The organism is Vibrio sp. 99K-1 (assembly GCF_013114585.1).
Taxonomy (GTDB): domain Bacteria; phylum Pseudomonadota; class Gammaproteobacteria; order Enterobacterales; family Vibrionaceae; genus Vibrio; species Vibrio chagasii_B.
The window spans coordinates 28,505-44,681 of sequence record NZ_VTXF01000037.1; the positions used below are offsets into that span (position 1 = coordinate 28,505).

Genomic DNA, 16,177 nt, shown 5'->3' on the forward strand with positions numbered 1-16,177 from the left:
AGCTGATGTCCACTCATCTCTGTTATCTGCCGTTGATCTTTATTACGCGCCGTTTAATGCTCACTATCGACCACTTAACAGAAGCACGATACTTCTCAACACTTCTACCCCACCACTCAACAAAGGTCACAAACCACTAAACCGGTTATAACACCACTTAATTAGCTATTCGACCACTCACTCCAGTAGCGGAAGTTTCTTTCCATACACTCCTCTAATATACACCCTGACTTAATTAATACATTCAGGGATAACAAATTATGATGTGGTTTCTTACCTGTGTCGCAGCACTCATTGGTGGCTACTTTATTTACGGTACCTTTATCGAGAAGATTTTTGGTATCAATGAAAAGCGTCAAACACCTGCTCACACTAAGCAAGACGGCGTGGACTACGTTCCAATGTCGACTCCAAAGGTTTACCTAGTTCAACTGCTAAACATTGCAGGTGTAGGTCCAATCTTCGGCCCTATCATGGGTGCCCTATACGGCCCAGCAGCAATGCTATGGATCGTACTAGGTTGTATCTTCGCAGGTGCAGTACACGACTACTTCTCAGGTATGTTATCTATCCGTAATGGCGGTGCTTCGGTTCCAACCATCACTGGACGTTACCTAGGCAATGGCGCAAAACACTTTATGAATATCTTTGCCATTGTTCTACTGCTTCTAGTTGGTGTGGTATTCGTTTCTGCTCCAGCAGGCATGATCACTAACCTAGTGAACGACCAAACTGATTTCGCGATGTCTGCAACAACTATGGTTGTTGTTATCTTTGCTTACTACATCATCGCAACGATTGTCCCTGTCGATAAAATCATTGGTCGCTTCTACCCACTGTTCGGTGCTCTGCTTATCTTCATGTCAGTTGGCCTTATCACTGCGATTGGCTTCTCTGATGAACACCAAATCATGGGTGGTTTTGAAATCAGCGACATGTTCACCAACATGAACCCGAACGACCTACCACTATGGCCTGCTCTATTCATCACTATCGCTTGTGGTGCAATCTCTGGCTTCCACGCAACTCAGTCACCTCTGATGGCGCGTTGTATGGAAAACGAGAAGAACGGTCGCTTCGTATTCTACGGTGCAATGATTGGTGAAGGCATCATCGCTCTTATCTGGTGTGCACTTGCACTATCGTTCTTCGGTTCAGTTGAGTCTCTATCTGAAGCGGTAGCAAACGGCGGTCCAGGTAACGTTGTATACAGCGCTTCATTTGGCCTACTAGGTGTATTCGGCGGTATCCTTGCTTTCCTAGGCGTGGTTATCCTACCAATCACATCTGGTGACACTGCATTCCGCTCAAGCCGTCTTATCCTTGCTGAATACTTCAACATGGAACAGAAGACACTGCGTAACCGCCTACTGATGGCTCTACCACTGTTCGTTATCGGTGGCATCCTGACTCAAGTAGACTTCGGTATCATTTGGCGCTACTTCGGTTTCGCTAACCAATCAACAGCAGTAATGATGTTGTGGACAGCTTCAGCTTACCTACTACGTCACAACAAACTGCACTGGGTAACGACGGTTCCAGCTATCTTCATGACGTCTGTGTGTATCACATTCATCCTGAACAACAGCCAACTTGGTTTCGGCCTACCAATGCAAATCTCAACTATCGTTGGTGTGATTAGTGCGCTGGGTGTTGCGGCTTACGTAATCAAGATTTCTAAAGGCAAAGGCGAAACAGACCTTGCTGATGAAGAAAAAGAAGCAAAAGGTGAAACTAAAACAGCCTAGTTCTTTAAACTCTTTGTAAAAGACCAGTCTTCATAGAAAGACAAGAACAGCCAAACACAACTTCGCTTGTTCCGGCAATCACTCAGTGATTCATGGATATTAAGACTAAAGCCCATCCCCTGTGATGGGCTTTATTGTCTGTACTGGTTAGCAACAAGACAGTGTGAGCGCTAATCGCTCGATATAAGCCTAACAAACACAAGCAAAACTACCCTTACCACACAATGAGCTTTACACTTAACAAGCGTCTCAATAGGTGAAAATATGGAACTCATTCTCTCTCTGCTTCAACAAACCTGTGTCTACTTAGTGATCGCTTACATGCTAAGTAAAACCCCACTGATTCTCCCTTTGTTGAGCATCTCTTCACGCTTGAGCCACAAGATCAGCTGTTACGTTCTGTTCTCTCTGTTCTGTATTATGGGCACCTATTTCGGCCTACAGATCAATGATGCGATCGCCAACACACGTGCGATGGGCGCAGTCATGGGCGGTTTGTTTGGTGGTCCTGTAGTTGGCTTTGCGGTGGGCTTTACTGGCGGGATACATCGCTATTCATTAGGTGGTTTTACGGACTTAGCTTGTGCTATCTCAACGACAGCAGAGGGCCTGATTGGTGGCTTGCTGCATGTGTACTTAGTCAGAAAAAACAAAGCCAGCCAATTGTTTAATCCGATGGTAGTGTTTTCTGTGACGTTATTTGCAGAGATCATTCAGATGTTGATTCTGCTTGCGGTCGCCAAACCGTTTGAACAATCTTATGCGCTGGTTTCCGACATTGCAGCACCGATGATCATTGCCAACTCCGTGGGTGCAGCACTGTTCATGAGTATCATCCAAGACCGTAAAACCATCTTTGAGAAATACTCAGCGACCTTCTCGCGCCGCGCATTGACCATTGCTGAGCGTTCGGTGGGTATTCTTCATGGTGGTTTCACGTCTGATAACGCGCAGAAAATCGTGCGTATTATCTACGAAGAGACCAACGTAGGCGCTGTGGCAATCACTGACCGAGAAAAAATTCTCGCTTTCGTTGGCATTGGCGATGAGCACCATATCCCTAACACTCCTATTTCATCGCAAAGCACACTGACTTCGATGGAACAGAACGACATCATCTACCTGGATGGTAAAGAGAACCCATACCAATGCTCTCTCTCACAGGATTGTAAGCTGGGGTCAGCGTTGATTATCCCACTGCGTGCTGGTAACGAAGTCGTCGGCACCATTAAACTGTATGAGCCCAAACTGAAGCTGTTTTCAACCATCAACATGTCGATGGCTGAAGGTATTGCTCAGCTGTTATCGAGTCAAATCCTGTTCAGCAACTATCAGCAACAGCAAACCCTGCTCACTCAAGCTGAAATCAAACTGCTGCACGCACAGGTCAACCCGCACTTCTTGTTTAATGCACTCAATACCATCAGTGCCGTAACACGTCGTGATCCAGATAAAGCACGTGAGCTCATTCAGCATCTGTCTCACTTCTTCAGAAGCAACCTCAAACAGAATATTAATACCGTTAAGCTTAAAGACGAGCTCGCGCACGTTAATGCGTACCTGACGATCGAAAAGGCGCGCTTTACTGACCGCTTAGAAATTGAATGGGATATAGACCCACAATTGTTTGAATCACAATTGCCAAGCTTTACCCTGCAACCTCTGGTTGAAAATGCCATTAAACATGGGATTTCAAATATGCTGGAAGGCGGCAAAGTGAAGATCTATAGCGAAGCTTTCCAAGGTGGATTTAGACTGATCGTCGAAGACAATGCTGGTAACTACCAGAAGCCATCTCAAGATCATGTAGGATTAGGGATGGAAATTGTTGATAAACGACTCACTAATTTCTTTGGACAAGATTCAGCACTAAAAATAGAATCTCAACCACAGCAATTTACTCGAATGAGCTTTATCATACCTATACTAAAATAATGGTGTTTCGTAGGTAATCGCTTCTCATTAGCGACATTTAGAAGCAGGCATAAAAAAGATAAGCGGAATAAGCAGGGACAGAACAAAAATGAAGATTGCAGGATGTTAAAAGCACTCGTTATCGATGATGAGCTTTTTGCTCGCGAAGAGCTGATTGAGTTACTGACTGAAACGGGAGAAGTGGAAGTCATCGGTCAAGCAAGCAACGCGATCGAAGGACTTAAGCAGATCAACCTTCTTAAACCCGACGTGGTGTATCTGGATATTCAGATGCCTCAAGTTACAGGTATTGAGCTGTTGAGTATGCTTGACCCAGAGACAATGCCTTACGTGGTGTTTGTGACCGCTTACGATCAATATGCGATTCAAGCCTTTGAAGACAACGCCTTTGATTACCTGCTTAAGCCTGTTGAGCCCTGCCGACTCAATAAAAGTGTTTCTCGACTGAATAAAGTCGTCAAGCAGAACCAAAAAGCACCAGAGCAAGATGTCGCTTCAATTGCTCCTTCACGCTTAGAACAGATTCCGTGTATTGGTCACAACCGTATTGTGATCATGGCGAGCCAAAGTGTCGAGTGCGCCTATTCTGATATCAGCGGCGTGCATGTTCGCTGTTCATCGCAAACGGCCACTTCACAGCTGACGCTAAAGATCTTGGAAGAGAAGACCGATTTGATCCGCTGTCACCGACAATACTTGATCAACATAAAATCGATCCAAGAGATCAAATTGCTAGAGAATGGATTAGCGGAGATCGTCACGCTTACTGGCTTTGAAGTGCCTGTGAGTCGTCGCTATCTCAAGACACTAAAAGAACAACTCGGTATCCAATAGCTTATCAAAGCGCACGATCAAAAAAGCCAACGTATCAACGTTGGCTTTTTACTGCTTGCGAATCGACGGTATGACGAATCGTTAATGTCACAAATCGATAGAGATTAATCGACTTGTTTAATCTGTAGCTCTTTTGGTACTTCGAAGAACATATTCTCTTCACGACCTTGAATCTCTTCAACGTCAGTAGCACCAAGCTCGCGAATTCGATCTAAGATTTGATTTACTAGCTCTTCAGGAGCAGATGCACCAGCCGTTACACCGATTTTCTTCTTGCCTTCAACCCATTCTGTTTGAATGTCTTCAGGGCAATCCGTTAGGTAACCAGGTGTGCCTAGTTTTTCAGCCAGCTCTTTCAAGCGTGTTGAGTTCGATGAGTTCTTAGAACCAACCACAATCACAACGTCAACGTCGTTTGCCATCTCACGAACAGCGTCTTGACGGTTTTGAGTCGCGTAACAGATGTCGTCTTTACGAGGGCCTTGAATCTCAGGGAATACACGACGTAGCTCTTCGATTACATCAGCGGTTTCATCAACAGAGAGCGTCGTTTGGCTCACGTAGTGCAGGTTAGTTGGATCGTTCACCACTAGGTTTTGCACGTCCTCTGGTCTCTCAACCAAGTACATGCCACCCGTTTGGCTCGCGTATTGACCCATAGTACCTTCAACTTCAGGGTGACCTGCGTGACCAATCAGTACCACTTCCATATGTTTACGGCTCGCACGAGCAACCTCCATATGTACTTTAGTTACCAAAGGACACGTTGCATCGAATACCGTTAGCTCGCGCTCTTTCGCTTCTTTACGAACCGCTTGAGACACGCCGTGAGCAGAGAAGATCACGATGTTATCGTCTGGCACTTCGCTAAGTTCTTCGACAAAAATAGCACCGCGTTGTTTTAGCCCCTCAACAACAAAGCGGTTGTGTACCACTTCATGACGAACGTAGATCGGTGGCTGATACATTTCGAGTGCGCGCTCGACAATGCTGATCGCACGATCAACACCGGCACAAAAGCCACGAGGGTTAGCTAACATTATTTTCATTTCATTGCTCATCATTTACCGCGGTACTAAGGTTGTTTCTATAGAGTTCGCCGTCGGCGAGGCTCGCATTCTACAGTGAAGCGCCTAGACAGTGAAGCTCTGGGTGACATCACAGCTGTAAGGTGATGTTAGTCGACAGCTAAGATATTGACGTCAAACGTAACATCTTGGCCTGCAAGTGGGTGATTAAAATCAACCGTCACTGAATCGCCAGCGATCTCAGTGATAATACCTGGGATTTCCATGCCGTCTGGACCAGAAAATGCCATGATAGTGCCCACTTCAACCTCAGAGTCGCCAACAAATTTAGCACGGTCCATGTGATGGATATGATCTGGATTCGGCATACCAAATGCATCTTCCGCTTTCAGGTCGATAGACTTTTCAGTACCGGCTTCAAGCCCAAGTAAGCACGCTTCAAAGTTCTCGCTTAGGCTACCATCGCCCATCACGAACTTCGCCGGTTTGCCCATATTTTCGGTGCTATCGGCAACTGAACCATCCTTCATTTTAATCGTAAAATGTAGGGTTACTGCTGAATCATTTTTAATTGCTGCCACGTTACTTTCCTTAGACTTCTTTATTATTTGAGGATGCATTTTGCTTTGCTCCCTTGTTGACTGAAGCATAAAAAAAAGCGCCACCGGAATCAACCGACAGCGCTTAGGGCTATTCTATTCTGTGAGTCATAGACTGACTTTAGAGCATCTATTTAAAAGCTATTTGCTTTCGTCTTTCTTGCGGAAACCATCTAGGATGATCATCGCGGCACCAATACAAATACCCATATCGGCTAAGTTGAATGCTGGCCAGTGGTAAGTGCCCCAGTAGAAATCTAAGTAATCGACAACAAAGCCGTGTACAACACGGTCAAATACATTACCGACTGCACCACCTATGATGATGGCATAAGCGATGTTGTTCCACTTTTCTGTCGCTGGTAGCTTGCTCATCCAGTATGTCAGCATGCCCGTTACAGCAAAGGCAATACCTGTAAATAACCAACGCTGCCAACCACTTTGATCACTCAAGAAGCTGAATGCAGCACCGTAGTTATGAACGTACAAAAAGTTAAAGAACGGCAACACCTCAATACGGTTTGCCCAGCCATAACCCATGTTGTCCATGACAAAGAGTTTGATGCCGATGTCTGCAAGAAAAACCAGCAGAGCTAACCATAACCAACGTACACCAGATTGTTTTAACGAAACTTCACTCATTTCTATTCCTAGTATTTACGAAGCGATTCCTCATTCACACACTCGGTTTGAGTCGCCATGAAGAATCAGCTTGGTTAAACACATTTCCTATAACTAAAAATAACCCCAGTTGATACTGGGGCTATGATTTTTACAAAAAGTTCAGTCTTTCTCTGAGTCGTTATGCGAACTTACGCACTTCGCCTTCACCATCAACGTTTGATACACAACGGCCACAGATCTTCTCGTGTCCTTCAATAGTGCCTACGTCTGGTGTGTGGTGCCAACAACGGTCACACTTCTCAGCTTCTGTTGCTGCAACTTCAACGAATAGACCTTCAACGTCTGTCGCTTGAGCCGCATCAGACTTCTCGCTCAGTGGCTTAACAACCGCTGCAGAAGTGATAAGTACGAAACGTAGCTCATCTTCTAGCTTGTTGATCTTAGCCGCTAGTGCGTCATCAGCGTATAGAGTGACTTCAGCTTGTAGTGCACCACCGATTGTTTTCTCTTTACGAGCGTCTTCAAGAAGCTTGTTCACAGCGCCACGAACCGTTTGGATTTCAGCCCAGAATTCGTTGCTTAGCTCTTCGCCTTCAGCAAGACCGAACAGACCTTCGAACCATTCGCCAGTAAATACGAACTTGTCACGTTGACCAGGCATCTCGTTCCAGATTTCATCTGCAGTGAACGACATGATAGGTGCCATCCAACGAACTAGAGCTTCTACGATGTAGTAAAGCGCAGTCTGACAGCTACGTTGAGCATGGCTGCCCTGTTTTGCTGTGTACTGACGGTCTTTGATTACGTCTAGGTAGAAAGAACCCATTTCGATAGAACAGAACTGCATTAGACGCTGAGTTACACCGTGAGTGTTGTACTCGCCGTATGCTTTCACGATCTCTTCTTGTGCAGCTTGTGCACGGCCAACAGCCCAGCGATCAAGTGCAACCATCTCTTCAGCAGGCACTAGGTCAGTTTCAGGGTTGAAACCGCTTAGGTTCGCTAGGAAGAAACGCGCTGTGTTACGAATACGACGGTAAGCATCAGCAGAACGCTTCAGGATTTCATCAGAAACCGCTACTTCACCCGTGTAGTCTGTAGAAGCAACCCATAGACGTAGGATATCTGCGCCTAGTTTGTTGGTTACATCTTTAGGAGCAACAACGTTACCGATAGATTTAGACATCTTACGGCCGTTACCATCTACTACGAAGCCGTGTGTTAGCACTTGCTTGTATGGTGCTTCGTCTTTCATCGCGATAGATGAAATTAGAGAAGACTGGAACCAACCACGGTGTTGGTCAGAACCTTCAAGGTAAAGATCTGCACTGTTACCGTTGTACTCTTCACGAGAATCAACAACAGAGAAGTGTGTAACGCCTGAATCGAACCATACGTCTAGCGTATCTAGCACTTTTTCGTACTTGTCTGCGTCTTCAGCGCCCATTAGGTCAGCTGCGTCTACATCCCACCAAGCTTGAATGCCTTTCTCTTCAACTAGCTTCGCTACTTTTTCGATTAGCTCAGAGCTATCTGGGTGAAGTTCTGACGTTTCTTTATGAACGAAGAGAGCAATTGGCACACCCCAAGTACGTTGACGAGAGATACACCACTCAGGACGACCTTCGATCATACCTTCGATACGGCTTTGACCCCACTCAGGCATCCACTCAACATTCTTCGTTGACTCTAGTGCTTTTGCACGTAGGCCAGCTTGATCCATAGAGATGAACCACTGTGGTGTTGCACGGAAGATGATTGGAGTTTTGTGTCTCCAACAGTGTGGGTAGCTGTGCTCGTAAGCGTGGTGATGCAGAAGTGCACCTTTCTCTTTTAGAACGTCTAAAACAGAGTCGTTCGCTTTGAATACATGCTGACCAGCAAATAGCTCAGTATCAGGCAGGTAAACGCCGTTAGAGCCTACTGGGTTAGCGATTTCTAGGTTGTACTTCTTACCAACCACGAAATCCTCTTGACCGTGACCAGGAGCAGTGTGAACCACACCAGTACCTGAATCCGTCGTAACGTGATCACCTAGGATCGCAGGAACAGTGAAGTCGTAGAACGGGTGGTTGAACTGAGAAAGCTCAAGATCAGCACCAGTTGCAAAGCCTAGGTTATGGAAATGCTCGATGCCTGCACGATCCATTACGTCTTTTGCTAGTTCAGAAGCAACAACGATACGTTGAGCTGGCTGGTCGCCATTCGCTTCAACTTGGATAAGCACGTATTCAAGATCATCACGTAGACATACCGCTCGGTTAGCAGGCAGAGTCCATGGTGTTGTTGTCCAGATAACGATAGAGATTTCGCCTTGACCAGCGTGGCCGTCAGCTAGAGAGAATTTCTCTAGAAGCGCCGCTTCGTCAGCTGCAGTAAATTTCACATCGATAGATGGAGATACTTTATCTTTGTATTCAACTTCAGCTTCAGCCAGAGCAGAACCACAGTCAGTACACCAGTGAACAGGTTTGAAACCTTTCAGTAGGTGACCTTTGTCTGCGATTTTGCCTAGAGAACGAATGATGTTCGCTTCTGTACCGAAATCCATAGTGCGGTAAGGTTTGTCCCACTCGCCCATGATACCAAGACGTTTGAAGCTCTCTTTTTGACCTTCAACCTGGCCCGCAGCGTACTTACGACACTCTTCGCGGAATTCAGCAGCCGAAATCTTCTGACCTGGCTTACCTTTCTTCTTCTCAACCATTAGTTCGATTGGAAGACCGTGACAGTCCCAACCAGGGATGTACGGTGCATCAAAACCAGAAAGGGTCTTAGATTTAATAATAATGTCTTTAAGAATCTTATTCAGCGCGTGGCCAATGTGAATGTCGCCGTTCGCGTATGGAGGGCCATCATGCAGTACGAAAGATTTTTTACCTTTCTTTGCCTTACGGATTTCGCCGTAAAGATCTTCTTTGTACCAACGCTTAAGCATTTCTGGCTCACGATTTGCCAGATTGCCGCGCATTGGGAACCCTGTTTCTGGTAAGTTCAGGGTATCTTTATAATCACTCATCGATTCTTAATTCCGTTATATTGGGCGAAGTTAGACATTATGTTAATCGGTGGAATCATCCGATTAATTCTTTAGCTGAAGCAGCCACACCCTTGCGGCTTCAGCATCCAATTCTATTTGATTCTTTAATGCGTCGAACGATTCAAATTTTATCTCGTCGCGCAGTTTGTGCAAAAGTCGTACTTCTAACTGTTTACCATACAAATTGGCTTTAAAGTCAAAAAAGTGCACTTCTAATTGCTGCCTTACACCATTCACCGTTGGTCGTTGTCCAATATTAGCAACGCCACCGACAGGAACCCCATCGATATCCAATGCTTCGACAACGTACACTCCCGACACAGGAGATACACAACGCTTTAATGGAATGTTAGCGGTAGGGAAACCTATGGTTCTCCCCAGTTTTCGACCATGGGACACACGACCACTAATGCTGTAATCACGTCCTAACATGGTAGCACTTGCAGCCAAGTCATCGACCGCTAATGCATTTCGTATCTCAGTACTGCTGACACGTAATTGATTTAAGCAATAACTTTGTGTGCTTACCACCTCAAAGCCATACTTTTCACCCGCTTCTTTAAGCATAGCGAAATTGCCAGTGCGGCCTTTGCCAAAACAAAAGTCATCACCAACCACCAAAAACTTCACGCCAAGCTTATCAACCAAAAGATCTTTAATGAATGCTTCCGCCGATAAACTTGCAAAGTACTGATTAAAATTGACACACAATAAACGACTGATCTCTAGCTTTCTCAGTTGAACGTACTTATCGCGTAAGCGAGTCAAACGTGCTGGCGCTCTATCTCGGGCAAACAGCTCCATAGGCTGCGGTTCAAACGTCATAACAACAGAAGGTAAACCTAATGCTGCCGCTTGTTCAGAAACCTGGCTAAGAACCTCTTGATGTCCTAGATGAACACCATCGAAGTTACCTATGGTCAATACACAGCCGTGATGCTGCGCTTTAATATTGTGTATACCTCGGATCAGTTCCATTATGATCAGCTAAAACCTGTTATTTGCATCATTCATTGTGTGAAACCGACGGATTATATACTAATCAGTATTAATCTGTCGCTGCTTTTAAATGTTTTACTCGGATACCTAAAACCAGTACCGAAACAATATAAACAAAGCCACCAAGTCCAATCAAGCCTGTTAGCATCAGCGCTCTCTGACTAAAGCTCCATTCAAGCCATTGTTGCATATTATCTAACTGCCACAGAATTGCCGCGACCATCACGCCGCCTGAGACAACAAGCTTCGCGCAGAACAGTAAAGTGGTCTTTGTCAGCTTATAGACACCAGCAAGATGTAAACCGCGATATAACAAGGCCATATTCACAAAGGCTGACAGAGCGGTTGCAATTGCCAAACCTATATAGCCATAGAAATAAGCAAAGATAGCGTTGAATACCATGTTCGTGACCATTGCGATAATGCCGTACTTCACTGGGGTTTTCGTATCTTGACGAGAGTAATAACCCGGAGCTAACACTTTAATCAACATGAAGTTAAGCAAGCCAGATGCGTACGCCACTAAAGACATCGATGCTTGTTGCACGTCGTGTGGAGAGAACTCACCACGCATGAATAGCACCATCAGCATTGGTTTCGCTAAAACAATAAGCCCCAGCATGGCAGGAATGCCAAGCAGTAGCACCATACGCACGCCCCAGTCCATGGTATGTGCAAACCCTTCTCCTTGAGCATCAACGTGCTTACGAGACAAAGCAGGAAGAATCACAGTCGCAATCGCAATACCAAATAGACCCAGTGGGAATTCAAGCAATCGATCTGAGTAGTACAACCAACTAATAGAGCCTGTCGCTAGGAAGCTGGCAATGAAGGTATCAAACAGTAGGTTGATTTGGCTAACTGACACACCAAACAGAGCTGGAATCATTAATGTGCGAATCTTAACGACGCCCGGATCTCTCCAGCCCCACTTCGGCTTAACCAACACACCTGCTTTAATAAGGAAAGGCATCTGGAAAAGGAACTGAACTAAGCCACCAAGAAACACACCGATCGCCAAGCCGATTTCTGGCTGTTCTAAGTTCGGAGAGATAAACCACGCTGCACCGATGATCATGACATTCAAAAACACAGGGGTAAAAGAGGAGACCGCAAACTTACCCAGTGTATTGAGAATGGCACCAGATAACGCGACAAAAGTGATGAACCATAAATAAGGGAAGGTAATCTTGAGCATAAAGCTCGCGAGTTCGAACTTAGGCGCCGCTGGGCCATCATTTAGCCAGTCGATAAACCAACCCGCACCAAACAGCGCGGTAATTGCTCCAGAGCCCAGCACACCGATAACGGTAACAATAGACACTAATACCCCGAGCGTACCTGACACCTTAGCGATTAAATCTCGGGTTTTCTCTTTATCACCAGCCGCGTGATATTCCGTTAATACTGGAACAAACGCTTGAGAAAAGGCACCTTCTGCAAACAGTCGACGTAAGAAATTCGGGATTTTATTAGCGAAGAAAAATACGTCGGCACTCGCTCCTGCTCCCATCAAATTTGCTACTACTACATCACGTACTAGCCCCAATACACGGGAAACAAAAGTCATTGCACTGACAATCAGGCCTGACTTTAATAGTCGTTTACTCACAGAAACCTCTGACACTGGTTGATTACTTTCAAGGGAGGATAAATACTATCCTGTCCTAAGAAGCATATTTATTAGCATTGGTCTAAAAATGCTGTTAGAATCCCCGCCATCTTAACCGCGATGACCTTTCCATACCAAAGTTTGTTTGGCTACGATTGGTTTTTGCACAAATCATTTGACAATTAAGCGCTAATGAGGGATAGTCCTCGCCCTTAAATTGTCACCGAACTAAGTTTTTGGGAGTTAGACCCTTGGCAAACAGTAAATCTGCTAAGAAGCGCGCTATCCAAGCTGAGAAACGTCGCCAGCACAACGCTAGCCGTCGTTCTATGATGCGCACTTACATGAAAAAGACTATCGCAGCTATCGCAGCTGGTGATAAAGAAGCTGCAACTGCTGCTCTTGTAGAAGTTACACCACTTCTTGACCGTATGGCGACTAAAGGCCTTATTCATAAGAATAAAGCTGCACGTCATAAGTCTCGTTTCGCTGCTGCAATCAAAGCTCTTTAATAGAAATTTGATTACAACGCAAAACGAAAAAAACCGGCTTAGGCCGGTTTTTTTATATCTAAATTTTGAGCAGCCCAATTAAACGACTGACAGGCAGTAGTTAAAGGTGACTAACAAACCAAGTTACGAATAGTAAATAAAACAGATAGGAGTTAAATAGATAGGTTGTAGATAAATAGATAGTGAATAGACAGCGATAAACGTTCGACGTGAAATACTGACACTTCCTTGTGTCGACCTTATTCCTGATAAGAAACTACTTTTCTTACCAACAATAAACTACTTGCAATATAGACCATGCAGTAGATTAATCATTGCTTTTACTTCTTCACTGCTCAATGTGTAATACACGGTTTGAGCTTCTTTGCGAGTATCGACCAAACCATCTCTTCTCAACCAAGCAAGGTGTTGAGATAAAGCCGATTGACTCAGTTCCAACTTGCCACACAACTCCCCAACCGACAGCTCAGTACCATGTAAAAGGCACAAAATCTGTAAGCGACGTTCGTTGGCCATGGCTTTGAGTAGAATCACAGCTTGTGCTGAGTTCTTCTCCATCTCTTTTAAGTTCATAGTTTGGCTCCCTACAACCTTTACGCCAACTACGGGCTATCAGTATTTACGGCATATTGCGGAGTTATCATAGTCGATATCAATTCATTAACAAACTACCTCATTCGAACAATTTGCTAAAATCTGCGTCACATACATTTTTTACTGCTGGATGCTGGATCATCCTCTCAGCAAAAATGACGTAGTACTCCTCTTTTAACTCTTCAATACCACCTAATAGCTGCAATGAAGTGTCTTGTTCTACTTCTGACATATAAAGCGTTGGCGCTAAGAAAATCGCGTCATGGTGATAGCGAGCGAACGCTTTCATCAATGCCGCGTCATCAAACTCTCCCAAAATATCTGGTTTAAGACCTTGGCGGTCAAACCATTGCAGTATCTTGCGCCCCATTGAGGTTCGACTGCCCGGGATCAGCAACTTCCTTTGTTCTAGTACAGCAGGGAAATTAACCCCTTTCACTTCACCCGAGCTGAAAAAGCTCATACCGCTCTCACCCAACTTCTTGCTGAATAAGCCTGGGCTTTGGCTAGAGTCCACAGGGCAGTCAGACAAGATCATATCGAGCTTATGTTGAGAGAGCTGTTCAAGCAGCATTTCGTGAGTCGATTCAAAACAGCGAAGGTGGATACTGTTGTCTTCTGGAATTGTCGACATCAGGATCTTGCTAACGAGCCTTTTTGACAGCGCATCCGCAACACCGACATCAAACAGAATATTTGAGTGCTGACTGTAGTTCACGATGTCGAGCATTTCGTAGCTCAAACCAAACATACGATCCGCGTATTTGAACACCAACTGCCCAAGCTCTGTTGGTTCAACACTGCGACCATTACGCTTAGTCAGCTTGCCGTCCATTCGCTCTTCTAATGCTTTTATCTGGCCAGTTACCGTTTGAGGTGTGAGAAATAGAGCTTCTGCTGCTTTAGTAACAGAGCCTTGCTTACAGACCATCCAGAAGTAATAAAGATGGTTATAGTTGAGGTGCGACATAGGTGTGCCGTAAATAAGAGAGTCGATTCCTTTTTATATCAAATATGACACCTCCGCTCAACAAACTCGGAAAAACCAATCACAAAACCATTTAACCACTAATTTTTTCGAAGTGTTTGATTTCATAATGTAATATTAGGACGAATTTTCTCAATTTTTTTCTAACTTTTAAGATCTATATCACCCATCAAAACCAGCAATAAAAACATTCAAAAACAATAACTTAAAACAACCACATTTACTGTCAGAATATTTAAACAGTAAATCATCACAAAAAAGTCTCGCCTCAATCAAAATGTAATATTACTGAAATATTTCACCTCTAACATCACGCTCAGATTAAACAAACAGACCAAACACAGACTTAAACGGTCCTATGGAGAAAACATTATGAACCAAGCTACTACTGCAGCAGCGCCTATTTCGAGCACAACTCGTTGGCTACGCTGGGCTAACTTGGCATTCATGCTTTACCTACTATTACTTTCAGTTTCAATGGTTGGTACAGGCTTCAAATGGGCAACAGGCGAACAAGCAAAAGTTCTTTTTGAATTTGCTTCACACCCAGTTGCAGGCTTAATGATTGGTTTAGTTGCAACCGCACTTATTCAATCATCAAGTACAGTTACTTCAATTATCGTTGGCCTTGTGGCAGGTGGTTTACCTGTTGAGCTAGCAATCCCTATGATCATGGGTGCAAACATTGGTACTACGGTAACCAATACGCTAGTTAGCCTTGGTCACGTTCGTTGTAAAGAAGAGTTCAAACGCGCATTCGCAAGTGCGACGATTCACGACTTCTTTAACCTATTGGCTGTAGCTATCTTCCTACCGCTAGAGATGGCGTTTGGTATTCTAGAGAAGATTTCTCACTGGTTGGTATCTCCGATGCTAGCAACAGGTGATATGAGCATGAAGGGTCTTAACTTCATCAAACCAATCACTAAACCAGTAGTGAGCGCAATTAAAGAGCCTCTATCAACATTTGGCGACACGGTTGGCGGCATCATGCTTATCGCTCTAGGTATCGCAACTATCTTCGTAGCTATCACAGTTATGGGTAAGCTGATGAAGAGCCTAATGGTTGGTCGTGCTCGTGAGATTCTGAAGAACGCAATCGGTCGTGGTCCAATCCACGGTATCGCTTCTGGCTCTATCGTTACTATCCTTGTTCAGTCTTCTTCAACGACGACAAGCTTGATGGTTCCACTAGTAGGCTCAGGTGTTCTTAAAGTACGTGATGTTTACCCATTCACTCTAGGCGCAAACATCGGTACATGTATTACCGCTCTGCTAGCAGCAACAGCAGTATCTGGTGAGTTCGCAGTATTCGCACTACAGATTGCTCTAGTACACTTGGTGTTCAACATCATGGCAACGGTATTCATCTTCGGTATCCCGTTCCTACGTGAGCTACCAGTTAAAGCAGCAGACATGATTTCAGACATGGCTGTGAAGAACAAAGCTGTTGTTGCCGGTTACCTTGTTGCGGTATTCCTTGTACTGCCAGGCACAATCTTGTCTCTGACTGCTTAATAGCAAAATACACATCGCTTATAGCAAAGCCCGCAACCTAGGTTGAAGTGACCCCGTAAAGTTGGACATTTCTGTTAAGCGGCTTTCAAGGCCTGAGTTCGATATTCTATCGGAGTCAGGCCTTTTAGTTTCACTTTTATACGTTT

At 44.8% G+C, this 16,177-nt stretch carries 13 protein-coding genes; 5 read left to right on the plus strand and 8 right to left on the minus strand.

Features of this window, described 5'->3' with window-relative positions:
• Positions 1–260: 260 nt before the first annotated feature.
• The 3 genes from F0228_RS22840 (at position 261) to btsR (ending at position 4,517) form a co-directional block, all read left to right on the plus strand.
• Complete coding sequence (locus F0228_RS22840) at positions 261–1,748, plus strand: carbon starvation protein A (RefSeq protein WP_061033335.1); 1,488 nt, start codon at positions 261–263, stop codon at positions 1,746–1,748.
• A 264-nt stretch (positions 1,749–2,012) separates the two neighbouring features.
• Complete coding sequence (locus tag F0228_RS22845; protein WP_171731857.1) at positions 2,013–3,683, plus strand: sensor histidine kinase; 1,671 nt, start codon at positions 2,013–2,015, stop codon at positions 3,681–3,683.
• Between the two features lie 102 nt (positions 3,684–3,785).
• Positions 3,786–4,517, plus strand: coding sequence for a two-component system response regulator BtsR (btsR, locus tag F0228_RS22850; protein WP_116870034.1), 732 nt, complete (start codon positions 3,786–3,788; stop codon positions 4,515–4,517).
• 104 nt (positions 4,518–4,621) lie between these two features.
• Here btsR and ispH read toward each other — a convergent pair whose 3' ends face one another.
• From ispH to murJ, 6 genes are all read right to left on the minus strand, one after another.
• On the minus strand, positions 4,622–5,578 hold the full coding sequence (gene ispH, locus F0228_RS22855) for a 4-hydroxy-3-methylbut-2-enyl diphosphate reductase (RefSeq protein ID WP_171731860.1): 957 nt from the start codon (positions 5,576–5,578) through the stop codon (positions 4,622–4,624).
• A gap of 116 nt (positions 5,579–5,694) precedes the next feature.
• Positions 5,695–6,126: an FKBP-type peptidyl-prolyl cis-trans isomerase gene (gene fkpB / locus F0228_RS22860; protein ID WP_004739519.1), complete on the minus strand. Its 432-nt coding sequence runs from the start codon at positions 6,124–6,126 to the stop codon at positions 5,695–5,697.
• Positions 6,127–6,285: 159 nt separating this feature from the next.
• Positions 6,286–6,786, minus strand: coding sequence for a signal peptidase II (gene lspA / locus F0228_RS22865; RefSeq protein WP_004739521.1), 501 nt, complete (start codon positions 6,784–6,786; stop codon positions 6,286–6,288).
• Positions 6,787–6,946: 160 nt separating this feature from the next.
• Positions 6,947–9,787 carry an isoleucine--tRNA ligase gene (gene ileS / locus F0228_RS22870; RefSeq protein ID WP_061033338.1) on the minus strand — a complete coding sequence of 947 codons (2,841 nt, stop codon included), beginning with the start codon at positions 9,785–9,787 and terminating at the stop codon, positions 6,947–6,949.
• A gap of 63 nt (positions 9,788–9,850) precedes the next feature.
• Entirely contained in the window at positions 9,851–10,786 is a 936-nt protein-coding gene (gene ribF, locus F0228_RS22875) for a bifunctional riboflavin kinase/FAD synthetase (RefSeq protein ID WP_171731858.1), read from the minus strand.
• Positions 10,787–10,856: 70 nt separating this feature from the next.
• Positions 10,857–12,419 carry a murein biosynthesis integral membrane protein MurJ gene (gene murJ, locus F0228_RS22880; protein WP_061033403.1) on the minus strand — a complete coding sequence of 521 codons (1,563 nt, stop codon included), beginning with the start codon at positions 12,417–12,419 and terminating at the stop codon, positions 10,857–10,859.
• A gap of 251 nt (positions 12,420–12,670) precedes the next feature.
• On the opposite strand from murJ, the gene rpsT reads away from it, so the two are divergent.
• Positions 12,671–12,931 carry a 30S ribosomal protein S20 gene (gene rpsT, locus F0228_RS22885; protein WP_004739529.1) on the plus strand — a complete coding sequence of 87 codons (261 nt, stop codon included), beginning with the start codon at positions 12,671–12,673 and terminating at the stop codon, positions 12,929–12,931.
• 279 nt (positions 12,932–13,210) lie between these two features.
• Here the strand turns inward: rpsT and F0228_RS22890 are convergent, their stop codons facing one another.
• Both F0228_RS22890 and nhaR read right to left on the minus strand, forming a co-directional pair.
• Positions 13,211–13,504: a metalloregulator ArsR/SmtB family transcription factor gene (locus tag F0228_RS22890; protein WP_004739532.1), complete on the minus strand. Its 294-nt coding sequence runs from the start codon at positions 13,502–13,504 to the stop codon at positions 13,211–13,213.
• 100 nt (positions 13,505–13,604) lie between these two features.
• On the minus strand, positions 13,605–14,495 hold the full coding sequence (gene nhaR / locus F0228_RS22895) for a transcriptional activator NhaR (RefSeq protein WP_004739533.1): 891 nt from the start codon (positions 14,493–14,495) through the stop codon (positions 13,605–13,607).
• Between the two features lie 390 nt (positions 14,496–14,885).
• Here nhaR and F0228_RS22900 point away from each other — a divergent pair, with 390 nt between their 5' ends.
• Positions 14,886–16,031 carry a Na/Pi symporter gene (locus F0228_RS22900; RefSeq protein WP_061033341.1) on the plus strand — a complete coding sequence of 382 codons (1,146 nt, stop codon included), beginning with the start codon at positions 14,886–14,888 and terminating at the stop codon, positions 16,029–16,031.
• The last annotated feature ends 146 nt before the right edge of the window (positions 16,032–16,177 follow it).